The sequence below is a fragment of the Nitratidesulfovibrio sp. HK-II genome, assembly GCF_003402415.2.
Taxonomy (GTDB): Bacteria; Desulfobacterota; Desulfovibrionia; order Desulfovibrionales; family Desulfovibrionaceae; genus Cupidesulfovibrio.
Genome location: NZ_AP036014.1, coordinates 2,395,590 through 2,417,880, shown reverse-complemented (window position 1 = coordinate 2,417,880; position 22,291 = coordinate 2,395,590). Strand labels below are relative to the sequence as shown.

18 protein-coding genes are annotated in these 22,291 nt (G+C 65.5%); 10 read left to right on the top strand and 8 right to left on the bottom strand.

The genetic code is table 11. From position 1 onward, the window contains the following. Positions 1 to 2: 2 nt before the first annotated feature. The 8 genes from RVX_RS10070 to RVX_RS10035 all read left to right on the top strand — a co-directional run bounded on the left by RVX_RS10070 (position 3) and on the right by RVX_RS10035 (position 10,654). The gene (locus tag RVX_RS10070) at positions 3 to 902 is read left to right on the top strand and encodes a YbbR-like domain-containing protein (RefSeq protein WP_116305745.1); all 900 of its coding nucleotides are present in this window, start codon (positions 3 to 5) and stop codon (positions 900 to 902) included. A gap of 174 nt (positions 903 to 1,076) precedes the next feature. Next, positions 1,077 to 2,429: a phosphoglucosamine mutase gene (gene glmM / locus RVX_RS10065; RefSeq protein WP_116305744.1), complete on the top strand. Its 1,353-nt coding sequence runs from the start codon at positions 1,077 to 1,079 to the stop codon at positions 2,427 to 2,429. 116 nt (positions 2,430 to 2,545) lie between these two features. Continuing rightward, positions 2,546 to 3,421 (top strand): UTP--glucose-1-phosphate uridylyltransferase GalU, encoded by an 876-nt coding sequence (gene galU / locus RVX_RS10060; RefSeq protein ID WP_007520995.1) that lies wholly within the window; start codon positions 2,546 to 2,548, stop codon positions 3,419 to 3,421. A gap of 101 nt (positions 3,422 to 3,522) precedes the next feature. After that, a complete protein-coding gene (gene priA, locus RVX_RS10055) occupies positions 3,523 to 5,967 on the top strand; it encodes a replication restart helicase PriA (RefSeq protein WP_116306523.1) in 2,445 nt (814 codons plus the stop codon). Between the two features lie 332 nt (positions 5,968 to 6,299). After that, positions 6,300 to 6,467 (top strand): hypothetical protein, encoded by a 168-nt coding sequence (locus RVX_RS10050; RefSeq protein WP_172596559.1) that lies wholly within the window; start codon positions 6,300 to 6,302, stop codon positions 6,465 to 6,467. 198 nt (positions 6,468 to 6,665) lie between these two features. Continuing rightward, entirely contained in the window at positions 6,666 to 7,058 is a 393-nt protein-coding gene (locus tag RVX_RS10045) for a response regulator (RefSeq protein WP_116305743.1), read from the top strand. Between the two features lie 130 nt (positions 7,059 to 7,188). Beyond that, positions 7,189 to 8,874, top strand: coding sequence for a response regulator (locus tag RVX_RS10040; protein ID WP_116305742.1), 1,686 nt, complete (start codon positions 7,189 to 7,191; stop codon positions 8,872 to 8,874). Positions 8,875 to 9,367: 493 nt separating this feature from the next. Beyond that, a complete protein-coding gene (locus RVX_RS10035; RefSeq protein ID WP_116305741.1) occupies positions 9,368 to 10,654 on the top strand; it encodes an OmpP1/FadL family transporter in 1,287 nt (428 codons plus the stop codon). 512 nt (positions 10,655 to 11,166) lie between these two features. Here the strand turns inward: RVX_RS10035 and dsrP are convergent. The 7 genes from dsrP to RVX_RS10000 form a co-directional block, all read right to left on the bottom strand. Further along, the gene (gene dsrP / locus RVX_RS10030; RefSeq protein ID WP_116305740.1) at positions 11,167 to 12,330 is read right to left on the bottom strand and encodes a sulfate reduction electron transfer complex DsrMKJOP subunit DsrP; all 1,164 of its coding nucleotides are present in this window, start codon (positions 12,328 to 12,330) and stop codon (positions 11,167 to 11,169) included. 11 nt (positions 12,331 to 12,341) lie between these two features. Then, the gene (dsrO, locus tag RVX_RS10025; protein ID WP_116305739.1) at positions 12,342 to 13,121 is read right to left on the bottom strand and encodes a sulfate reduction electron transfer complex DsrMKJOP subunit DsrO; all 780 of its coding nucleotides are present in this window, start codon (positions 13,119 to 13,121) and stop codon (positions 12,342 to 12,344) included. Then, entirely contained in the window at positions 13,121 to 13,501 is a 381-nt protein-coding gene (gene dsrJ / locus RVX_RS10020) for a sulfate reduction electron transfer complex DsrMKJOP subunit DsrJ (protein WP_007521003.1), read from the bottom strand. The genes dsrO and dsrJ overlap by 1 nt, the downstream gene beginning before the upstream one ends. Positions 13,502 to 13,503: 2 nt before the next feature. Then, positions 13,504 to 15,114: a sulfate reduction electron transfer complex DsrMKJOP subunit DsrK gene (gene dsrK / locus RVX_RS10015; RefSeq protein WP_007521004.1), complete on the bottom strand. Its 1,611-nt coding sequence runs from the start codon at positions 15,112 to 15,114 to the stop codon at positions 13,504 to 13,506. A 9-nt stretch (positions 15,115 to 15,123) separates the two neighbouring features. Continuing rightward, positions 15,124 to 16,131 (bottom strand): sulfate reduction electron transfer complex DsrMKJOP subunit DsrM, encoded by a 1,008-nt coding sequence (gene dsrM / locus RVX_RS10010; protein WP_007521005.1) that lies wholly within the window; start codon positions 16,129 to 16,131, stop codon positions 15,124 to 15,126. A gap of 15 nt (positions 16,132 to 16,146) precedes the next feature. Beyond that, positions 16,147 to 16,692, bottom strand: a complete 546-nt coding sequence (locus tag RVX_RS10005) for an RsbRD N-terminal domain-containing protein (protein WP_007521006.1) — start codon at positions 16,690 to 16,692, stop codon at positions 16,147 to 16,149. Positions 16,693 to 17,082: 390 nt separating this feature from the next. Beyond that, positions 17,083 to 18,120 carry a hypothetical protein gene (locus RVX_RS10000; protein ID WP_116305738.1) on the bottom strand — a complete coding sequence of 346 codons (1,038 nt, stop codon included), beginning with the start codon at positions 18,118 to 18,120 and terminating at the stop codon, positions 17,083 to 17,085. Positions 18,121 to 18,234: 114 nt separating this feature from the next. Between RVX_RS10000 and RVX_RS09995 the strand changes: the two genes are divergently transcribed. Beyond that, positions 18,235 to 19,203 carry a M48 family metallopeptidase gene (locus RVX_RS09995; protein WP_420192304.1) on the top strand — a complete coding sequence of 323 codons (969 nt, stop codon included), beginning with the start codon at positions 18,235 to 18,237 and terminating at the stop codon, positions 19,201 to 19,203. A gap of 174 nt (positions 19,204 to 19,377) precedes the next feature. Here RVX_RS09995 and sat read toward each other — a convergent pair whose 3' ends face one another. Next, the gene (gene sat, locus RVX_RS09990) at positions 19,378 to 20,664 is read right to left on the bottom strand and encodes a sulfate adenylyltransferase (protein ID WP_012611243.1); all 1,287 of its coding nucleotides are present in this window, start codon (positions 20,662 to 20,664) and stop codon (positions 19,378 to 19,380) included. Positions 20,665 to 21,917: 1,253 nt separating this feature from the next. On the opposite strand from sat, the gene rpsL reads away from it, so the two are divergent. Further along, positions 21,918 to 22,289, top strand: coding sequence for a 30S ribosomal protein S12 (gene rpsL / locus RVX_RS09985; RefSeq protein ID WP_116305737.1), 372 nt, complete (start codon positions 21,918 to 21,920; stop codon positions 22,287 to 22,289). Positions 22,290 to 22,291 lie beyond the last annotated feature (2 nt).

The following is a 22,291-nucleotide window of genomic DNA, read 5'->3' as shown; positions in this document are numbered from 1 at the left end:
CCGTGCGTTCCAACTGGCAATATGCCATAATGGCCTTCGTCATGGCCGTCACCCTCTGGTACATGGTCACCGGGCGCGAACGGGTGGAAGTCGTGAGCGAGGTGCGGCTGGAATTCAAGGGTATTCCCCAGAACCTCGTGGTGCGCGAAGGGCTGGTCAACAAGGTCAGCGTGCGCGTGCGCGGCCCCAAGGGGCTGGTGCGCGTCATGAATTCGCGCGACCTGAACTACGCCATCGACCTCAGCGGGCTGAAGCGCGGCACCAACATCGTGCCCCTGACGGCCGAAAAGCTGCCCGAGGCGCGGGCCTTCGAGGTGGTGGAGATCATTCCCTCGCGGCTGACGCTTGAGGTGGACGCCATCGGCGAGAAGGACGTGCCGGTCACCGTTGACCTGAACGGCATCCTGCCCGTGGACCTGCGCATCGACAAGACCGAGGTGGTGCCTCCCAGGGTGCATCTGCGCGGGCCGGAAACGCTGATTTCGCGCATCGACAAGGTGAAGGTGGCGGTGGCTGCACCCGCGCTGGACGAGGCGGGGTCCATGGAGGTTCAGGCCACCCCGATTCTGCCCGAGGCCACGGAATCCATCCCCCCCACGGTGTCCGTTCAGTTCACCCTTGGCGTGCGCATCAAGGAAACCACCCTGAAGCGCGAGGTGTCCGTGCGGCCTCCGCAGGGGCTGCGGGCGCAGGTTTCGCCGCGCACGGTCACGCTGCTGCTGGAAATGCCCGCCTCGGTGGCCGCCGACGAGGTCGCGCTGCGCGGGGTGCGCGTGTACGCCGAGGTTCCGGTGGGGACCATGCCCGGCCAGGCGAAGCTGCCGGTGCGGGTGGACCTGCCGGAGAAGGTGCGGCTGAAGGACATTTCGCCCGACGCGGTGAACGTGACCTTCCGCAAGTAGCACCGGGCGCGTTCCTCAGGGCGTTGCGCTGTCCGGGCGCTGTCCGGGCGCTGTGCCCCAGGCGACCCCCGGCCTTCGCGGCCCCTGCCGACGATTGAAGAACCCCGCCAAATGCTGTAGTGAGGCGCACCGGCGGCGCTGGCCGCCAACGCACAATCCAGAGAGGATTCGCAGATGGGCAAACGCCTGTTCGGCACCGACGGCCTGCGCGGCCAGGTGAACATCTATCCCATGACCGCCGACGTGGCCCTGCGTCTGGGCCTTGCGGCGGGTACGCATTTCCGTAACGGTCAACGCCGCCACCGGGTGGTCATCGGCAAGGACACCCGCCTGTCCGGCTACGTGTTCGAGTCGGCGCTTACCGCCGGGCTGTGCGCCGCGGGCATGGACGTGTACCTGGTGGGGCCGCTGCCCACGCCCGCCATCGCCTTTTTGACCCGCAACATGCGGGCCGACCTTGGCGTGGTCATTTCCGCCTCGCACAACCCGTTCATGGACAACGGCATCAAGTTCTTCGACAAGGACGGCTTCAAGCTGCCCGACGAGACGGAGAACAAGATCACCGACATGGTGCTGGACCCCGACTGGCAGTGGGACTACCCCGCGCCCGAACGCGTGGGTCGCGCCGCCAAGATCGAGGACTCTCCCGGCCGGTACATCGTCTACCTGAAGAACAGCTTTCCCTCGCACCTCACTCTGGATGGCATGCGCGTGGTGCTCGACTGCGCCAACGGCGCCAATTACAAGGTGGCCCCGCTGGCCCTTGAAGAGCTGGGAGCGGAGGTGATCAAGATCGGCACCGAGCCCAACGGCCTGAACATCAACCACCAGTGCGGCTCGCTGTACCCCGGCGTGGCCGCTGGCAAGGTGCTGGAAACCCGCGCCGACGTGGGCTTGGCCCTGGATGGCGACGCCGACCGGCTCATCGTGGTGGACGAGAAGGGCACCGTGCTCGACGGAGACCAGATCATGGCCCTGTGCGCGGAAGACATGCTGCGGCGCGGCGAGTTGCGCAACAACACCCTGGTCGCCACGGTCATGAGCAACATGGCGCTCGAGGTGTTCATGAAGGAGCGCGGCTGCAGGCTGCTGCGCACCCCAGTGGGCGACCGCTACGTGGTCGAGGCCATGCGCCGCGAAGGGGCGAACCTGGGCGGCGAGCAGTCCGGCCACCTCATCTTCATGGACCACGGCACCACGGGCGACGGCCTGATGGCCGCCCTGCAGATACTGCGCATCATGCGCGAGCGCGACCGGCCCCTGTCCGAACTGGCGGGCCAGTTGCAGCTTTTCCCGCAGGAGCTTATCAATGTTCATGTGGAGCGGAAGATTCCCTTCGAACAGTGCCAGCCCGTGCTCGACGGAGTGGCCAAGGTCGAGGCGGAACTGGGCGACAGGGGCCGCGTGCTGCTGCGCTACTCGGGCACAGAGGCCGTCTGCCGCGTGATGGTGGAGGGCGAGGACCCCGAGCAGGTGAAGCGGCTGGCTTCGCTGCTGGCGGAGACGGTGCAGAAGCATCTGCGTTAGTCTTCGGCGCCCCGTGCATCGCTGCGCGCCAGGGAACACCGGAAGGCCCTCGGCTCGCGGGAGATGCGTCCGGACCGTGAAGGCCGACACGACGACACATCCCAAAGGAGCCCCCCATGAACATCCGCAAGGTCGTCATTCCCGTCGCCGGCTGGGGTACCCGTTCGCTTCCCGCCACCAAGAACATCCCGAAGGAAATGCTGCCGGTCTACAACAAGCCGGTGGTGCAGTACGTGGTTGAAGAGGCCATCCGCTCGGGCATCGGCGACGTGGTCTTTGTCACCAACCGCGACAAGAAGATCATCGAGGACCACTTCGACTACAACCTGCAGTTGGAAAGCGTGCTGGAACGCGCCGGAAAGACCGAGATGTTGCGGCAGGTGCGCGAGGTGGCCGAGATGGTCAACATCATCTCCATCCGCCAGAAGCAGCAGCTGGGCCTTGGCCACGCGGTGCTCTGCGCGCGGGACGTGGTGCGCGACGAAACCTTCGCCGTCATGGTGGGCGACGACCTGATGTTCGGCATGACGCCGGGCATCAAGCAGCTCATCGACGTGGCCGCCTCCGAACGGCTGCCCGTCATCGGGGTGATGGAAGTGCCCGCCGACAAGGTGAACCGCTACGGCATCATCTCTGGCGAGGAATTCGCCCCCGGCATTTTCAAGGTCAACAAGCTGGTGGAAAAGCCCAAGCTGGGCGAGGCGCCTTCGCGCCTGGCCATCGTGGGCCGCTACGTGCTCACCCCAGACATCTTCCGTTGCCTTGAACAGATGAAGCCGGGCCACGGCGGCGAAATCCAGCTCACCGACGCCTTGCAGATGCTGGCCGACGACCGGGGCCTGCTGGCCGTGAAGATTCGCGGCATGCGCTTCGACGCGGGCGACTGGGCGGAATACCTTACCGCCAACATCTACTTTGCCTTGCAGGACGAAGAACTGCGCGACGAGCTGGTGCGCCAGCTCAAGCCGCTGCTGCCGTACAGCGGCACGTAGGCTTCGGGTATTCCGGAATGTCGTGAACGCTGGCCGGGGGGAGGAGTTTCCGCCCCCCGGTTCTCTTCTCGTGCTTGTCCCTTCTTTGGTACCCCTTGCGCATGCCCACCAATACCGCCCCATCGCTGCGCGCCGTCGCGCTGCTCAGTCCGCCGTACGCCACGCTGACGTACGCCGTGCCTCCGTGGCTGCCGCCACAGGCATGGCGTCGGGGCACGCGGGTGGCCGTGCCGCTGGGCAACGGCGCGGTGCGAGTGGGCGTGTTGCTGGACGACGAGTCGCACGCGGCGGCAAGCGGCGGCCCAAACGGTGGAGCAGACGGCAGGGCGCTGCCGGAAGGCGTGGTGCCCCGGCCCATGCTGTGGCCACTGGAGCGCGGACCGCTGCTGGACGCCGGGTATCTGGACATGGTGCGGCAACTGGCGTTGCGGCAGGCGGCGAGCGAGGGGCAGATACTGGGTAACTTCCTGCCCGTGGGCCTGCGCACCACCCAGGTGCGGTTGCGTTTCTTCGAGGATGGCCGGGCGCGGACGCTGAAGTTTCGCGACTTGGTGCCCCTGGCGGACAAGGACCCTTCGGCGCTGCACCGTCTGGGGCTGGCCTGGATGGAGGGCCGGGGCGAGGTGCTGGACAAGGCCGAGGACGCCGCCGACGCGGAACTGTGCGCGGTGACGGCTGACCCGCCGTGGCCGGTGCGTCCTTCCGCCGTGCGCCAGGTGCAGCTGCTGGAATACCTGTGGGAAAAGGGCTCGGCCAGCCGCCGCGCTGTGCTGCGCGACCTTGGCGCGGCAGCGGCCACGGCGCTGGAGGGGCTGCTGAAGCGCGGGCTTGTGGCGGTTACCCGGCGCGACGAGGCCGACTGCGCCTGCGACGAGGCCGCCGAGGGTGAAGGCCCGGCCTGCCTGTATGGTCCGCCGGATGCCCCCTTTGAACTGAACGCGAACCAGCGCGCGGCCCTGCACGACTTTCTGGCCGCGCTGGATGGGTCGCGCGCGGAACATCGCCTGCTGTACGGCGTGACCGGCAGCGGCAAGACGGCGGTATACCTGGACCTTGCGCGGGAATGCCTTGCCCGCGGGCGTTCGGTGATGCTGCTGGCCCCGGAGGTGGCGCTGGCCTGCAAGCTGCGCCGCGACGTGGACGAGCGCCTGCCCGGCGCGCCGATGTTCTTTTTCCACGGCTACCAGGGGCCGTCACAGCGCGAGCGCACCTTTCGCGCGCTGGCCGCACGGAGCGAGCCGTGCCTTATCGTGGGCACCCGTTCGGCCCTGTTCCTGCCCGCGCCCGACCTTGGCGTGGTGGTGCTGGACGAAGAGCACGACACCTCGTTCAAGCAGGACGAGGGGCTGGCCTATCAGGCCAAGGAAGTGGCCTGGTTCCGGGTGGGGCAGGGGGCGGGACTGCTGGTGCTGGGATCCGCCACACCGGACGTGAAGACCTTCCACGCCATGCACGAGGGGCGGCTGCCCATGGCGGCCCTGCCGGAGCGGGCCGGTGGCGGCACCCTGCCCGACGTGGAACTGGTGGACATCAAGGATCTTTCCTCCACCGATTCGGTGTTGGCGGCCCAGAGCGGCGCGGCCCTGCGCGAAACGGTGCAACGCGGCGAGCAGGCGGTGATCCTGCTGAACCGGCGCGGCTACGCCCCGCTGATGTACTGCCTGGACTGCGGTACCGTGGCCCGCTGCCCGCACTGCGACATTGGCCTTACCTACCACAAGGGGCGTGAACGGCTGGTGTGCCACTATTGCGGGCATTCCGTGCCGTATCCGGCCACCTGTCCCAACTGCAAGTGCATGCACTACCTGCCCATGGGCGAAGGCACGGAAAAACTGGAGGAAACCCTGGCGGCGCTGCTGCCCGCCGGGGGCAAGGTGCTGCGGCTGGACCGCGACTCCACCAGAAGGCCGGGCCGGATGGAGGAAATCCTGGGGGCTTTTGCCCGGCGCGAGGCGCAGGTGCTGGTGGGCACCCAGATGCTCTCCAAGGGGCACCACTTTCCGGACGTGACCCTGGCCGTGGTGGCCGACGGCGATTTGGGCCTGAACCTGCCGGACTACCGGGCGGCGGAGCGCACCTTCCAGTTGCTGGTGCAGTCGGCCGGGCGGGCCGGGCGTGGCGAAAAGCCGGGCCGGGTGCTCATCCAGACCCGCGACCCTTCCCACTACTGCTGGAATTTCGTGCGCACGGCGGACTACGAAGGGTTCTACGCCCACGAGATTGCCATCCGCCAGCGGCGGCGCTACCCTCCGTTCGTGCGCCTTGCGCTGGTGCGCATCAGCTATCCCATGGATTTCGCGGGTGGGCAGGAGGAACTGGCCCGTTTCGCCAACGCGGTGCGCGGCCTGGGGCGCGAGCGCGGCGTGCAGGTGCTGGGCCCCGCTCCTTCGCCGCTGCCGTTGCTGCGCGGGCGCAAGCGCTTTCAGTGTCTGCTGAAGGCCGACGACTGGCCGAGCATCCGTGCGCTGTTCGGAGCGGCCGGTGCAACCCCGGGCACGAGCCACCTGCGCATCTCGCTGGACCTGGATCCCGTCAACATGATGTAGGGGCTGCCTTGAAATTGTCTTTTCGTCCGTTGGCTACGTCAATCTTCGCCTGCCATGGCGTTGCTGTCCTTATCCGCGCGCTGCGGTCCCTATCCGTAAGGTTCGCTTCGCTCACCAACGGCTGGGGCGCTCTGCGGTCCTCATCCGTAAAGTTCGCTTCGCTCACCAACGGCTGGGGCGCTCTGCGGTCCTCATCCGTAAAGTTCGCTTCGCTCACTTAACGGCTGAGGCACTCCCTCATGCCAGGCTCGTTTTCCTTGCCAACGAACGAAAATCCTGATTTGAAGACAGCCCCTAACCCGCGCCCGGCGCGGCACGCCAAGGATACCGCCATGATCATCGTCGTCCGCAAGTGCAGCGACTGTCCCTTCTGCAGTCAGGGCGAACCTGCCCGCTGCAACCTTTCCACGCCCAAGCACCGCCCGCTGGACCCGGAGCAGGACCGCCCCTCGTGGTGCCCCCTGCGGCGCGAGCAGGCCATCGTGCGCGAGGCGTCCTGATCGAGCCGGGCAGTGCAGGGGCCGTCGCCGCATGATACGTTCTGCCGGGCAATCCAGTCGGCCAGCGTGCATTCCGGCGTTGCGCGCCGCGCCGCCTCCGGCTAGAGTGTATCTGACGGCCGTTCATCCTGACGGCAGTCGTCCATTCCGGCTATGGGCGCACCGGGCGGGGAAGCATCGGGGCAGTATGGGGTAGCTATGAGCAATGCCGATATCCTCATCCTTGTGGTGGATGACGAAGAGATGGTGCGCGAGAACCTCGAGGCGTACCTTGAGGACGAGGGGTTCCGGGTGGTCACGGCGGGCAGCGGCGAAGAGGCGCTGGACCTGCTGGCCCACCATCGGCCGGACGTCGGCATCATCGACATGCGCCTGCCGGGGATGAGCGGAAACGATTTCATCATCCGTGCCCATCAGGTGCTGCCCACGTTGCGCTATCTCATCCACACGGGGTCGACCAACTACAAGCTGCCGTCCGAACTCATCGCCATCGGCGTGGAGCGTACCGACATCCACATCAAGCCGCTGCAGAACATGGACGACCTGGTGCAGGGCATCTACCGTCGTCTCGCCGCCCCGGAGCAGGCATGAGCCGCCTGGCCCCGGATCTGCCTGCGGGGTACTGCTCCCCGACGGAGCGACCAGCACGGGCAGGGCGCTGCGGGGGCACTCTGGGGATGGTTGCCGATTCAGGCAACACGCTGGCCCCTGAGGGGGCACGATGACGGAGCCCCCCCCCACCCCTCCCACCGTTGTCGTCATAGACGACGACACGGTGGTGCGCCGCAGCATCACCGCCTATCTCGAAGACCTCGGCTACGTGGTGCACGAGGGCAATGACGGCCGCACCGGCCTTGAGATGGTGCGCGCCGTGCAGCCCGATGCCGTGCTGGTGGATTTGCGCATGCCTGGCATTGACGGGCTGGACGTGCTGCGCGAACTGACGATGCAGCGGCCGGACATGCCCACCATCGTCGTTTCCGGCACCGGGGTCATGCAGGACGCCATCGAGGCGGTGCGCCGGGGCGCGTGGGACTTCATCCTCAAGCCCATCCTGGACCTGGACGTGCTGGGCCACCGGGTGCGCATCGCCATCGAGCAGGGCAGGCTGCGCGCCGAGAACCGCCGCTACCACGAACACCTGGCCGAAGAAGTATCCCTGCGCACCCGCGAGCTGGAGCACGCACGGCACGAGGCGGAATCGGCCAACCGCGCCAAGACCCAGTTCCTCGCCAACATCAGCCACGAACTGCGCACCCCGCTCAACGGCATCATCGGGCTCACCGAACTGCTGCTGGCCGCCGGACCCACCGGCGAGCAGGAGGAGTGCCTGGGCATGGTGCGCCAGGCAGGGCTCGACCTGCTGGCCATCGTCAACAACCTGCTGGACATGTCCAGCATCGAGGCCGGGCGCATCGCCCTCAACGAGGCCCCGTTCAACCTGCGCGAAACCGTGGGCGACCTGGTCCGCGTGCTGGACGTGCAGGCCCGCTGGAAGAACCTGACCCTGGCCTGCGCCGTGGCCCCCGGCGTTCCCGACCGGCTGGTGGGCGACGCCGCGCGGCTGCGCCAGGTGCTGACCAACCTCGTCATCAACGGCATCAAGTACACCGAGGTGGGCGGCGTTTCGCTGGCCGTCGAGGTGGAGGAAGAGCGTCCGGCCGCGACAGATTCCGGAAGCGCGGAACGTTCCGTGGCCCCTGCGGATGCGGTGGTGTTGCGCGTCACCGTGGAGGACACGGGCGTGGGCATCGCGCCGGAAAAATGGGAACGCATCTTCGAGCCGTTCACCCTGGCCGAGAACTTCCTGACCAAGAAGTACGGCGGCGCGGGCCTTGGACTTGCCATCTCGCGCGAGATCGCGCGGATGATGGGCGGCGACATTGTGGTGCGCAGTCAGGAGGGCGCGGGCAGTATCTTCGTACTGACCATGCGCTTTTTCGTGGGCGAATCCGCCGCGTCGTGCCCGCGCGACGCCAGCCTGCCCGTAATCCGGGGCGTGCAGCGGCGGTTGCGCATCATGGTGGCCGAGGACGACGTGATCAACCGCAAGCTGGCGGTGTATTTCTTCGAGCGCATGGGGCACGACGTGGCCACCGTGTCCAGCGGGCTGGAGGTGCTGGCCGCGCTGGAGCGGCAACCGTGCGACCTTCTGCTTATGGACATCCAGATGCCCGAGATGGACGGCCTGGAGACCGTGCGTGCGCTGCGCGGCCGCCGGGGCGGACCCGGGCAGGTGCCCATCATCGCCATGACGGCGCATGCCATGACAGGGGACCGGGAGCGGTTCCTGGCTGCGGGCATGGACGGCTACGTATCGAAGCCCGTGGATTTCGGCTGCCTGGTGGCCGAGATAGAGGCCGTGCTGGGCGCGCGCGGCCTCTTGGATGGGCCTTTGGAAGCCTAATTGGGGAACGGCGGCACGCGGTTGCCCGTGTGCGACGCAAGGGCGCGGAAAAAGGATGCAAGTCCGGATTCCGCGCTCTTGCGCGTTGGGGGGCAAGCCCGCAAGGCTCGGGTGGGACGGCTGTGTGCGCCAGCGGACGGTTCGTCCTGACCCATGCCATGGAGATAGGGCTTTTTGTCCCGCGTCATGCAACAGCGTTGCCGTACCATGCGCGAGCGTCGCTTTCGCCGTGTTTCCGGGGTGTTTCCGAATGGTTGCAAATCGTTGACGAATCGGATAGCTAGAACCGATTGTGCTTAAGGGGTGCCGTGCCCCGGTACGTGCGTTCGGCCGCAAGGCCGAGAGGGAACGCGCGGGGGAACGGCAATCGTCATTCTGCCTGAAAAGTCGGAACGTTCCGTGAGTTCTCCCTTGGACGGTTTGCCGCGCCGGGGGACTCTCTTCGCGCGTGTGCATCGTTCGGCGGCAGGCATACAAACTCTAGGGGAGATCCATGAAGCGACTGAAAAAGTTGGCTGTTTCCTGTCTGCTGGTGTGCACCGCGCTGGCAGGCACCGCGCAGGCCGAAGGCTTTGCCCTGTACGAATGGGGCGCGCGCGGCAACGCGCTGGGCGGCGCCATGGTGGCCCGCAAGCCCGATGCCTCTGCCGTGGCCTACAACCCGGCCCTGATGACCAAGCTGGAAGGCACCCAGGTGATGGCTGGCTTCAGCGCCATCGTCCCCGACGCCAAGGTGGACGTTAACTACGGCGGCCAGACCTACACCGGGGAAGGCGCCCACAACGTCTGGACGCCGCCGCACGGCTACCTGACCACCCAGGTCAAGGACAACCTGTGGCTTGGCATGGGCATCTACACCCGTTTTGGTCTGGGCACCGAGTACGACGACCCCAACTGGGCTGGTCGTTACAACATCTACGACGCCGAAATCCAGACCGTCTCCTACAATCCCAACGTGGCGTTCAAGATCACCGACAAGCTGTCCGCAGCCGTCGGCATCGAGTTCATGACCCTCGATCTCAAGCTGAAGAAAAAGATCGACGGCACCGACATGGACAACAGCCCCACCGATTCCGGCAACGGCGACATCGATTCCGAACTCAAGGCCGACAGCTACGGCTGGGGCCTTACCGGCGGTCTGCACTACCAGTTCGACGAGCAGTGGGCAGCTGGCGTCAGCTACAAGAGCCAGGTCAAGCAGAACGCTGACGGCACCAATTCTTTCACTCCCGGTTCGTCGGTGACCAACCCGATGATCCTTGGCGCCTACCGCGATTGCAACGTGGAGGGCTCGGTGACCCTGCCCGACATGATTTCCTTCGGCATTTCCTACAATCCGATCCCCGAACTTGGCATCGAAGTCGGGGCCACCCTCACCCGTTGGTCGCTGTATGACAACCTGGGCATCTACCACAACGCGCCTTTCGCTGGCACCGGCCGACTCGTGAATTCCGAGAAGGAGTGGAGCGATTCCTGGCGCTACAGTGTCGGCGTCGAATACGCCGCCACCCCGTGGATGGACCTGCGCGCGGGCTTCATCTACGATGAATCGCCCGCAGATTCGGATCACATCGATTACCTGATCCCCACCAGCGACCGCCAGTTGTACAGCACCGGTGTCGGCTTCCACTGGGACAGCTACACCGTGGACCTTTCCTACACCTACATTGTGGCCACCAACGCCGAGTACGACAACCACGCCTCCAACGGCATCTACGACGGCAATTCGTACGACGGCCGCACCCACGTTGTCGGCCTTTCGGTGGGCTACAAGTTCTAAACGCGGACGTTCTGATTCATGCGCGGGGCCGCTCCTTCGGGGGCGGCCCTTTTGCGTTGGAGAGAGGCGCGGATGCGGCGGATCTTGCCGGTAAGGGAGGAAGGTGAAGGAGCTAAAGCGCAAACGAGCACGCTCCGGTGCGGAGCATGCCCTTTTGCCAGGCGTGCGATGGTGCGGAACGGTGAGCCTCGTGCCGACGGGGGATGGTCGGCGTCATGGCGCGGGCATGGGCAGAACGTATCGGCACAAAGGGACGGGCCGCGCGCAAGGGCTCCAGTCGCGGCGGGGGGCGGACTCAAGGCGTAGAAGGACTCCGGTGATGGCTGTGTGGCGAGGCCATGCCGCCGCGCGCAGGAGCAGTTGGCGGCCAGGTGGGGAAAGGGCGGCCCGCGTGCGTTCTTCCTGCGTTCGGCTGTTGCGGCGACGAGCACCGCACCTCGCATGCACCATGCAAAAGGGCCCGCGCCATGTCGGCACGGGCCCTTGCAGTCAGGCAAGGCGAAGGCAGGGGGCTAGAAGGTGCCCGCTTCCTTCTTCACGTCGAGGGCGATCTTCCACAGCACGGAAAGCACCATCAGGCCGATGGCGTACACGCCCACGGTGACGAGGATTTCCGGGAAGGATGGCGCGTACTCCGTAACCGTCTCGAAGGGGTTGGGCGTGAAGCCGCCGATCAAGAGGCCCAGGCCCTTGTCGATCCAGCTGGCGATGACCAGGATGCCCAGCGCCCACGGCAGCACGCGCTCGTTGTCGCGAATCTGCGGGGGGATGAGCAGGCACAGCGACAGCATGGCCAGCACGGCGGCCGTCCACATCCAGCCCACCACCCACGAGGCGTGGCCGTCGTGGCCCACGAACAGGAAGGTGAGCGGGTGCTGGTGGCCCGGCATGCCGCTGTAGAAGGCCGTGAACACTTCCAGCAGGAAGAAGAACACGTTGATGGCCATGGCGTAGGTGATGATCTTGGTCAGGGTCTGGATGGCTTCGCGGCCGGGATCGAAGCCGGTCAGCCTGCGCAGCGCGATGACCAGCAGCAGCAGGATGGCGGGACCGGAAGCGAAGGCCGAGGACAGGAAGCGGGCGGCCATGATGGCCGTCAGCCAGTAGTGGCGGCCGGGCAGGCCCGCGTACAGGAAGGCCGTCACGGTGTGGATGGAGAACGCCCACACCACGGACAGGTAGATGAAGAACTTGATCCACTTGGGCGGGTCCACATCGTGGCGCTCGGCTTCAAGGGTGACCCAGCCGACCAGCGCGTTGATGAACAGGTACCCCATGAGCACCATCATGTCGTAGAACATGATGGAGTTCGGCGTGGGGTGCAGGATGACGTTCAGCATGCGCTGGGGCTGCCCCATGTCGGTGACGATGAAGAGCATGCACATCAGCACGGCCGAGATCGCCATGAACTCGCCGAGGATGATCATCTTCTTGAACTTCTTGTAGTGATGAAAGTAGGCGGGCAGCACCAGCATCACGGCCGAGGCCGCCACGCCGACGAAGTAGGTGAACTGCGAGATGTACAGCCCCCACGAAACGTCGCGGCTCATGCCGGTGATGGTCAGCCCGTACTTGAGCTGGAAGATGTACGCGAAGACGCCCAGGCTCGCGATGCCGCCAAGGAAGAGCAGCCAGATGTAGAACGCTGGGGAGCCTTTCAGAACCTTCTCGATCATGGCTTCTCCTCCTACACGATGTAGTAGACGCCGGGCTGGGTCCCGATGGAGGGCTTGCGGCGAATGCTGAAGTTCTCGGCAAGGGCCTTGCGCACCGGCGAATTCGGGTCGTCGAGGTCGCCGAACAGGATGGCCCCGTTCGAGGCTTCGACGCAGGCGGGCAGAAGGCCTACCTCAAGCCGCTCCGAGCAGAAGGTGCATTTTTCCACCACGCCGCGCATGCGGGTGGGGAACGCGGGGTTCACGTCCTTCAGGTAGGGGCGCGGATCGCCGAAGTTGAAGCTGCGCGCGCCGTACGGACACCCGGCCATGCAGAAGCGGCAGCCGATGCAGCGGTGGTAGTCCATCACCACGATGCCGTCGGCGCGCTTGAAGGTGGCCTTGGTGGGGCACACGCGAACGCAGGGCGGGTTTTCGCAGTGGTTGCACAGCAGCAGGTAGTCCTTTTCGCGCACGGCGGGGGACAGGTGCTGGCTCATGTCGTCGGTGAACACCCGGTCGTACTTGTCGGTCCAGATCCACTTGATTTCCTGCTTGGTGGGAATCGAGGGGACGTTGTGGACCTTGTGGCAGGCGTCGATGATGCGCGCGTAATCCTCGCGCGATTCCAGCTTGCGGGTGTCGATGACCATGGCCCAGCGCTTGGCGGCAAGGTGCTTGCCGCCCACTTCGTACTTGGCACCCGGCATGTCCTTGGCGACCGCGTCAGCCGCGTCCAGCGCGGTCGAGGCGCCAAGGCCGAACACGGAGAGCCCGGCGATCTTCAGGAATTGTCTTCTGGTGGTGCTCATTACTGGTTCCCCCTCGGCGCCACATGGCAATCCCAGCAGTAGGGGCTCACGCTGTTGGAGTTGTGGCACTTGTCGCAGAAATCGGCCTTGTTGGCGTGACACTTCATGCAGGTGTTCTGCAGGCTGATGTCCCAGACCTTGCCGTTGGAGGCGACGTAGGCGCGCTTGCCTTCGCGCAGGGCCTGGTCGCGCCACACGTCGAGGATGTGCATGTGCTCGGCGCGCATGTATTCGGCCGGTTCGATGCATTCCTTCTGCCCGGCGGGCAGGGCCAGCTGCGGGCGCTCGTACTTGGGCGTCAGCAGGTTGGACCAGAAGGGGAAGGTGAACAGCCCGACGAAGATCACGATGCCGGGGATGATGTATTTGCCGTTATACATGGTTATTCATCCTCCATACCGGGCAGTTCTTCCTGCCGCAGGTCCATGGTGCGCTTCTGTTCGCCGCGCATCACGAGGGCGTTGGCCACCAGCTCGTGGGTACCGTAGACCGTGACGCCGGGGGCCCAGTAGTTGGCCAGCGGGGGCAGGGTGGCCCGGTCGATGGCGCAGATGCAGGCCATGGTGTTCACGCCGTGCTTCTGCTGCACGTACCGCAGGGCATTGCCGCGGGGCAGGCCGCCGCGCATGCGGATTTCCATGATTTCGTCGGTGTTCAGGCCGGAACCGCCGCCGCAGCAGAAGGTCTGCTCGCGGATGGTGTTTTCGGGCATGTCGAAGTAGTTGTTGCACACGTTCTTGAGAACGTAGCGGGGTTCTTCAAGCAGGCCCATGCCGCGCGCCGGGTTGCACGAGTCGTGGAAGGTCACGGTCAGGTGGTCGTTGCGGCTGGGGTCGAGGCGCAGCTTGTTGTGCTTGATGAGGTCGGCCGTGAACTCGGCGATGTGCACCATCTTGGTGGACGCCGCGTTCTTGAACACCGTGCCGGTGATGGGCGACTTCGGCGTTTCCATCTTGGGCGGGGTGGGGCCGTTGAAGGTGTCCATGTACTGGTGCACCACGCGCCACATGTGCCCGCATTCGCCGCCCAGGATCCACTTGGAGCCAAGGCGCTCGGCTTCGGCGTACATCTTGGCGTTCAGCTTCTTCGCCATGTCGAAGGTGGTGAACGAGCCGAAGTTGCCGCCTTCGGATGCGTACGTGGACAGGGTGTAGTCCAGCCCGATTTCGTGGAACAGCATCAGGTAGCCCATGAACGTGTAGATGCCGGGGTCGGCGAACACGTCGCCCGAGGGCGTGATGAACACGATCTCGTGGCCCTTTTCGTTGAAGGGCGGGTTGATCTTGATGCCGGTCACCGTCTCGATGTCCTCGCAGAGGAATTCGACGATTTCCTTGAAGGCGTGCGGCTGGATGCCCAGGTGGTTGCCGGTGCGGTTGCAGTTGAACACCGGCTCCATGATCCAGTGGATGCCAAGGCCCAACTCGTGCAGCAGCTCACGCGCGATGGCGGTGATTTCCGCGGTGTCGATGCCGTAGGGACAGAACAGCGAGCAGCGGCGGCATTCGGTGCACTGGTAGAAGTAGTAGAACCACTCCTTGATGACGTCCTTGTCCAGCTTGCGCGCGCCGGCCAGCTTGCCCAGCAGCTTGCCGGCGGTGGTGAAGTCGCGGCGGTACACCGAGCGCAGCAACTCGGCGCGCAGCACGGGCATGTTCTTGGGGTCGCCCGTGCCGATGAAGAAGTGACACTTGTCGGCGCAGGCGCCGCAGCGCACGCAGATGTCCATGAAGACCTTGAGCGAGCGGTGCTTGGCCAGGCGCGCCTTGAGGCCTTCGTAGATGATTTCTTCCCAGTTCTCCGGCAGGTTCCAGTCTTCTTGGTCGGCCGACCACTCGTGCGGGTTCGGCATGCCGAGGGCCGTCATGTTGTCGACCTTGGCCGGATAGCACCACGTGCCGGGCTTGAACTCCGGCTTGGTGTCCATCCATCCTTCCATGGGGAAGGCAGGGATGGTTGCGATCAGCTTGTCGGGAGTTGGCAGTTTGGACATGTCGGCTCCTTACTCGGCGGCAGCGGCTTCTTCAGAGGTTTTGTCGACAGGCAGCCCCGCCTCTTCCATCAGTTCCCGGAACTCGTCTTCGTATTCCGCGTAGGTGCGGTACTTTTTGGGCGGGTTCCAGGGGTTCACGTGGCGCACCGCGCGCGTGTTGTTGGGCAGGTTGCGCGTGGGGCTCAGGAAGACGCCGCCCATATGCATCAGCTTGCTGAACGGGAAGTACACAAGCAGGCACGAGAGCAGGAAGATGTGCACGAAGAACGCCGCGCCGATGCCTTCGGGCAGCACGGGGTTCATGGTCACGAGGCCCATGGTCAGCACCTTGACCGAGGCGATGTCGACCTTGGTGAAGTAGCGCATCCAGATGCCGCTGCCCACGAGGCCCAGCAGCAGGAACAGCGGGAAGTAGTCGTTGGCCAGCGAGATGTAGCGCACCTTCTCGCTGAACAGGCGGCGGGCCAGCAAGAAGCCCAGGGCGGCCACCACCAGCACGTCGGTCATGAACATGCGCGGCACGCCGATCTGCATGATGCCGTCGACGAATTCGATGGCCGTCAGGGCGAAGGGCACCGGCTCGAGGAAGAAGCGGAAGTGCCGGATGAAGATGAGCAGGAAACAGTAGTGGAACAGCAGCGCGAAAAGCCACAGCCACTTGGCCGAATAGTAGACCACGCGCGGGCCTTTCTGAATTTCGACCGAAGTGTTCCGGAAAAGCGACCGGAACAGCAGCACTTCAAGAAGCATGCGCCCCACGGTGCCGGTGACGGTGAAGGGGCTGTCGAGCCGGGCGGGCTGGATCCAGTCCAGCGACTTCTGCTGGCCGCCGGTGGTCGGGATGCGGAAGGGCACGGGCGACTTGGCCCAATCCACGATCCGCCAGACGAAACCGCCGATGAACACGAGCACCGCGGCATACGGCAACACCACCCCGATAAGGTACTGGAAGCCTGAGGCAGCTCCCAGCCAGGCGATGCAACCCAGCGCAATGACCGCTAAAAGTGAAATGAACATTCCGTTACCTCGCTGCTAGGCTATCGGTTTCTGCGTGTCCGGTTCCCCTACCGGTTTGTCCAATATACGTTCAGCCCTGCGCAAGAGCTGGGCGTATCCACGTTTGAAGTCATCGACCTTCATCATGTGCAGGCGCTCACGGCATGCGGCGTACTTGCCAAAGGCAAGCAGCGCCACGGTGTCGATGCGCGATTCGACCTCCAGCTGCCCGTCGTGCAGCCCGTGCTGCATGATGGCGGCCCGCAGCATCTGGCGGATCACCGTCTTCAGCACGAACAGCACGCCTACGGCCTGCTCGGGGGTGAAATTCTGGATGGCCCGGATGCGGATGACATCCTCTATGGCCTCGGAAAGAAGGGCGTCATCCACGTCGTCCCCGGCCACGGCGTCGAAGATGACCACGGCGGAGGCCGCCGTGGTGTGGCCCACGGGGTTGGAGAACTGGTCCCTGCTGCTGCGCAGGAAACCTACGGTGTCAAACGGATAGGTGCCGTACATGGCGTCTATCCATTTGTGGATGATGGCGTCCTTGTGCTCGAAGAGCAGATCCCGGATGGTCATGTGAACTCTTTGCCGTTGCGGTTAGCGGACGCGCCTTTCTCGGCGCACCCCCCTATACGGCGTTTTTTTCGCTTTGTCCAAGCGAAAAGGGGGGATGCAGCGCGTCCCCGGACAGACCCGGCGCACGGCGTGCGCAGGCGTGATGTCTGAAAAAATGATTTTTTTCACATAGTCTGAAATGCCCGAAAGGTCAACAAAACATGCAGGTTCTGATTGATTGTTCAACTCGCGCGCTGAAGCCTGGAGGAAGGGATGTCTGTCCAGCGCGCCAGACCCGCGTCTTGCCAGCACCGTACCCACTTTGGCGCGAAGCAAAGCCGCACCGAGGCCAAGCCAAGGCGTGGCGGCGCAGGTGTGCCGCAGGGGCACGGGGTGACAAGACCGGCGGGGTCAGTTGCAGGTGGCGTTGCTGGTGGGCGTCTGCCCGCATCCGGCAAAGTCGTTTGTTAGGAAGGGCAGCGCACCGTCCTGGCCGTTGGTTCCCGAGACGGGCGCGGGGGGCTTGCCGTTCTGGCCCGGCACCGGCGTTGACGGCCCGGCTTGCGGCGCGGCGGACTTGGGGGGCTGGGAGGGCGCGGGCGCACCTTCCGCGCCCTGTCCGTAGGGCAGGCGGGGCATGCCCGAAATCAGCATGACGGGCAGCCGGTCCGCGCCCGTGGAGAGCACGCGGGCCTTGTTGCGCAGCAGCTTCCAGCGCAGGCGCGCCTGGTCGAGCATGGACATGTCCGGGGAGGGGGGCGTTTCCGTCGCCGCGCGCAAGGCTTCGGCAACCGGGGTACCCTGCTCGACGGCGCGGCGCATCTGTTCGATGGCCGGGACGTCGTCATCGTTTTCGGCCACGGGGCGGTAGGCCACGGTGTCCGGAGCGGCGGAGGCGAGGGCGGTGATGGCCTGACGGCAGGCCGGGCACGACGGCGAGAAGTACAGGGTGACGGGGGCGTTCTCCGGTCCCTGGAGGTTCCATGCCCCCATGCGCTCGGTGGCCAGTGCCGCCCCGTTGGCGAAGAACAGGCCCCCCCACAGCAGGAGCAGGATGGAGATGCGCTGCTGCCGGTCGCGGCGCGGTTCGGCGGGGATGGCCACGAAGGTACCGGCGATGAGCGCCGCCACCACCAGGCACGCGGCGCAGGGGGCGGTGAGGGCCATCAGGGCCAGCAGGGCGGTGTCGGCGGCCAGCATCAGCCAGACGAACCCGCGCGCCGCCCCCTGCTTGCCGAAGATGCAGAACAGGGCTAGGAGCGAGAACGCCCCCGCGCCGTACCACCACAGGGGCAGCCCCCACACCGTCAGGTTGCGGTACAGCGAGCAGCCGGTGCTGATGCACAGCGACTCGGAAGGGGCGACGGCGGCCCAGGCGCAGAAGGCCGCGCCCAGCGCGGCGAGCAGGAAGCCGCCCCAGATGGCGGCGGAACGATTGGACGCGAGCATGTCTCGAATCTCCAGTGCGGGTCTTGCGTAAAGGCCAGCCCGAGGCGATGCGATAGTATGCGGGAAACAGAAACAGGTAAAGACCCGGACCCGATGAACCCATTGAAGGATCTGATGCGGCGTTTCGCCGGTGTCTGTCCGGGCTGGCCAGGCGGCGTGCCTGGTTCCGGACTAGGTTCCGAACAGGACAGCGAATCGGACGCCGGGCCGGAGACGGCCCCCGCGGCGGCTACGGGCGCGTCTGGCGACCCCGGCGACTTGTCGGACGCAGGGGCGGGAATCGCCCGCGCGGATCAGCCCGAAGTGGCGTGGCCGCCTCGCCACGACGTGCGCACCAGTCCCCGCGCCCGGCGGGTGCGCCTGCGCATCGTGCCCCGGCGCGGGCTGGAGGTGGTGGTGCCGCAAGGCTTCAGCGCAACGCGCATCCCCGAGGTGCTGGAGCGCCACCGCACATGGATCGTTCGGGCCCTGCTGCGCGCCGGGCTGGCGGAGTCCCAGGGGGGCGCGGGCGATGGCCTTGGCGGGGCTGGCGGCAATGTCGGGGGCTGCGGGGCGTTTCTGGGGCCGGACGGCATCCGCAGCGTGCCCGTCGAGGTGCTTCTGCCTGCGGTGCATGCGCACTATGCCGTGATTCGTGCGCCCCTTGCGCCGGGCATGCGCCCGGAACTGCGTGAGGTGGACGCCGCCCTGCGCCTGCGCGTGCCGGAAGGGGGGGCGGGCGACGGCGTGGCCGTGGACCTGCTGCGCGATTGGCTGCGCGCCGTGGCCCGGCGGCGGCTGGCGCCGTGGCTGCACGGGCTGGCCGTGGAGCACGGCTTTCGCTATCAGCGCTGCGTGGTGCGCATGCAGCAGACCCGCTGGGGCAGCTGTTCGGCACGGGGCACCATCAGTTGCAACGCCAGCCTGCTGTTCCTGCCGCGTGAACTGGCCCGCCACGTGTTGCTGCACGAACTCTGTCACACCGCGCACCTGGACCATTCACCGCGCTTTCACGCCCTGCTGGCCAGCGTTGACCCCCATGCCGCCGAATGGCGCGAGGGGCTGCGTTCCGGCTGGTCGCATGTGCCATGGTGGGCACGTTAGGTATTCTCCCTATTCCCGATCGTTTTGTAGACAGCAAGCGCGCGGCCACCCATGTCGGCGGGCCGCGCCTTTTGCGTGAGCGATGCCGGAGCGACGGAGGCCTCTGATTGAAATGGAAAAGGGAGGCGCCTTGCGGCGCCTCCCCGATGTAGCGTGCGTTGAAGCGGCCGGGGCCTACTTCATCACGGAGCCGGAAGCGGCCTGCTGCATCTTGACCTCGACCTTTTCGGTCAGGCCTTCGTAGTAGGCGCGCAGGATTTCCAGCACTTCGTCGCGGCCGAAGTGGTCGGCCACGGGGGCGCCGTCGGACAGGGCCTTGCGCAGCTTGGTGCCGGACAGGATGACGCGGTCTTCCTTGCCGTGCGGGCAGGTGCGCAGGGAGGCCATGCCGTCGCACTTGTAGCAGTAGAAGGTCCAGTCGATCTTCAGCGGGGTGCAGATCAGGGCCTTGCCGGGCTCGGGGCAGGCTTCGTTGACGTAGGGGATCTTGTCGAAGATGGTCTGGGCTTCGAACATGCCGTAGAAGTCGCCCACGCCGGCATGGTCACGGCCGATGATCATGCGGTTGATGCCGTAGTTCTGGCGGAAGGTGGCGTGCAGCAGGCCTTCGCGGGGACCGGCGTAGCGCATGTCCAGGGGGTAGCCGGCCTGGATGACGTTCTGCTTCACGAAGTACTTTTCGACCAGGGTGTCGATGCACTTCACGCGCACTTCGGCGGGGATGTCGCCGGGCTTCAGGGCGCCCACCAGGGAGTGGATGACCACGCCGTCGCACACTTCGATGGCGATCTTGGCCAGGAATTCATGCGAGCGGTGCATGGGGTTGCGCAGCTGCAGGGCGGCAACGTTGGCCCAGCCGCGTTCTTCCATTTCGGCGCGCAGTTCGGCGGGGCGCTTGTACACGCCAGCGAACTTGGTGGGGAAGTCACCTTCGGACAGCACCTTGACGGTGCCGGCGACGTTGAATTCCTTCTGTTCCATGACCATCTTCACGCCGGGGTGGTCTTCGAGCGCCACTTCCCAGAACTTCTGGGAGTCGGGGCCTTCGCCCTTGAAGACGAGTTCGCATTCCCACTTCTTGTCGGCTTCGGTCATTTCGTAGATTTCTTCGATCTTCATGGTGGCGAAGGTTTCACCCTTGCGCACCAGGGCCACTTCGTCGCCCACCTTCACGGCGGCGGCGTCTTCCTTGGAGATGTCCATGGTCACCGGCACGGGCCAGAAGGTGCCGTCGGCGGTGGTCATCTTTTCGCAGACGCTCTTCCAGTCGGCCTTCTTCATGAAGCCGTTCAGCGGAGAGAAGCCGCCGATGCCCATCATGATGAGGTCGCCCTTGGTGCGCGAGCTGATTTCGATCTGCTTCAGGCCAGCGGCCTTCTTGAGTTCGGCTTCGCGGGCGGCACCTTCGAGCAGGCAGCAGACGAGGCCCTTACCACCATGAGGGGGAACCAGCTTGGACATACCTTCCATCCTCCAAATGAATGAATGTGTTGTTGCCATGGCGCGCCGCTTATGGGCGGCGCCTACGAAAAAGCTGCTCTCGTGAGAGAGGCGCGCGGAAGCGGCGGTGCATTCGGGAGTGCAAGTCGCCGTTCACGAATCCCTCTTGTGAAATATTTTACATAATGTCAAGCGGCAAATGGGGGAAAAGCGTCAGGTCGCTGATTTTGCGCCAGCAGGGGCGCGTCGGCCAAGGCGTCGGACGGCCTTGCGGCAAGGAACCGGATTGCGCGGCGTGCGCGGGCAAGGGAGAGGTGCTGGGCTGTCCCGGCATGTGAACACCGGCATGGGCGGTGGAGAGCGGCAAGGGGATGGCGTTTTCGCGGTTGGGGGCAGGCGGTGGGCATAGGCCGGGGCGTGTTTGCAACATCTTGAAATCATGCGTTTGAAGTGAAAAGGCTCGTCCTGCGGGCAGATTCACGTGAGCGGGCGGGCGTCTTCGGCACATCCCGCGCCTTGCGTGGTGACGAAGGCGTGTCGTTTGGGTTGTGACAAAATGACCAAGGGCGGGGTGAGCGTTCTGCGCGGCTGACGGTTTTGGCGTGGCAGGGCGGGGTGAGCGCAAGGCAGGTGCGAGGAGGGGCGCGTGTCGCGGGGCATGCCAAGTTGCCCGGTGCGGGTCATGTCGAGGCGGTGTTGCTGGAGGAAGGCGCAGGGGGGCAGGGCTGGTGCTGGAGGCCGTGGGGGCATCATACCATATATATGCCTTTCGCGGGCGGCGGATTGGCGTTCCGCGAGATCCAGATGTTCCCAGTTGCGCGCATCTCCTGCGCGACCCGGCCCGGGCCATCCGACCCCGGCGGGAGTAGGCGGGTGCCACGTGTCCATGAGGGGCGTGTGGCGCGTGCATCAACCATGAAGCAACAACGCGGCATGTCTAAGGCTGCATAGGGAAAGGGAACACGGCCGTGTGCGCAGATGCCCCCGGAACTGCGCATGGAAAAAACTTGTCCATTCGTCGGAAAGGGAGTAGATGACTTGGGTTCAGGACCATGGTGGGCGATTTTGCGGGGATGCTTGGCTGCTGGAACCCCGCCCCACCGGAGCGCTTGCGGCGTGTCCGGTAGCCCGTGTGACCGTGAGTTCGGCGCGGACCAGCCCCACAGGTGATCTCGGGCGGGCTCCGTATCGTGTTGCTTGACAACCGTCAGGCGCTGGGCTATGCCCATGCGCCTTTACCGATTGTTTCCGATCCACTTTCACGGAGGAGCAGAATGCCCACTATCAACCAGCTCATTCGCAAAGAGCGCAAAGCGGTGCTGAAGCGGAAGAAAACCCCCGCTCTCCAGGCCTGCCCGCAGCGCCGTGGCGTGTGCACCCGCGTGTACACCACCACCCCGAAGAAGCCCAACTCCGCCTTGCGTAAGGTTGCCCGCGTGCGCCTCACCAACGGTATCGAAGTTACCGCCTACATTCCCGGTGAAGGCCACAACCTGCAGGAGCACTCGGTCGTCATGATTCGCGGCGGCCGCGTGAAAGACTTGCCCGGTGTCCGCTACCACATCGTGCGCGGCACCCTCGACACTGCCGGCGTGCAGGACCGTCGCAAGAGTCGCTCCAAGTACGGCGCCAAGCGTCCCAAATAGCA

What these genes read in the sequence shown, in the direction of transcription:
- dsrM (WP_007521005.1), bottom strand. Translation starts at nt 16,131, where the DNA reads ATGTTCATTTCACTTTTAGCGGTCATTGCGCTGGGTTGCATCGCCTGG.
- RVX_RS10040 (WP_116305742.1), top strand. Translation starts at nt 7,189, where the DNA reads ATGACGGAGCCCCCCCCCACCCCTCCCACCGTTGTCGTCATAGACGAC.
- rpsL (WP_116305737.1), top strand. Translation starts at nt 21,918, where the DNA reads ATGCCCACTATCAACCAGCTCATTCGCAAAGAGCGCAAAGCGGTGCTG.
- RVX_RS10050 (WP_172596559.1), top strand. Translation starts at nt 6,300, where the DNA reads ATGATCATCGTCGTCCGCAAGTGCAGCGACTGTCCCTTCTGCAGTCAG.
- RVX_RS10045 (WP_116305743.1), top strand. Translation starts at nt 6,666, where the DNA reads ATGAGCAATGCCGATATCCTCATCCTTGTGGTGGATGACGAAGAGATG.
- dsrK (WP_007521004.1), bottom strand. Translation starts at nt 15,114, where the DNA reads ATGTCCAAACTGCCAACTCCCGACAAGCTGATCGCAACCATCCCTGCC.
- galU (WP_007520995.1), top strand. Translation starts at nt 2,546, where the DNA reads ATGAACATCCGCAAGGTCGTCATTCCCGTCGCCGGCTGGGGTACCCGT.
- RVX_RS10005 (WP_007521006.1), bottom strand. Translation starts at nt 16,692, where the DNA reads ATGACCATCCGGGATCTGCTCTTCGAGCACAAGGACGCCATCATCCAC.
- RVX_RS10035 (WP_116305741.1), top strand. Translation starts at nt 9,368, where the DNA reads ATGAAGCGACTGAAAAAGTTGGCTGTTTCCTGTCTGCTGGTGTGCACC.
- dsrJ (WP_007521003.1), bottom strand. Translation starts at nt 13,501, where the DNA reads ATGTATAACGGCAAATACATCATCCCCGGCATCGTGATCTTCGTCGGG.
- priA (WP_116306523.1), top strand. Translation starts at nt 3,523, where the DNA reads ATGCCCACCAATACCGCCCCATCGCTGCGCGCCGTCGCGCTGCTCAGT.
- dsrP (WP_116305740.1), bottom strand. Translation starts at nt 12,330, where the DNA reads ATGATCGAGAAGGTTCTGAAAGGCTCCCCAGCGTTCTACATCTGGCTG.
- RVX_RS09995 (WP_420192304.1), top strand. Translation starts at nt 18,235, where the DNA reads ATGCGGCGTTTCGCCGGTGTCTGTCCGGGCTGGCCAGGCGGCGTGCCT.
- RVX_RS10000 (WP_116305738.1), bottom strand. Translation starts at nt 18,120, where the DNA reads ATGCTCGCGTCCAATCGTTCCGCCGCCATCTGGGGCGGCTTCCTGCTC.
- glmM (WP_116305744.1), top strand. Translation starts at nt 1,077, where the DNA reads ATGGGCAAACGCCTGTTCGGCACCGACGGCCTGCGCGGCCAGGTGAAC.
- sat (WP_012611243.1), bottom strand. Translation starts at nt 20,664, where the DNA reads ATGTCCAAGCTGGTTCCCCCTCATGGTGGTAAGGGCCTCGTCTGCTGC.
- dsrO (WP_116305739.1), bottom strand. Translation starts at nt 13,121, where the DNA reads ATGAGCACCACCAGAAGACAATTCCTGAAGATCGCCGGGCTCTCCGTG.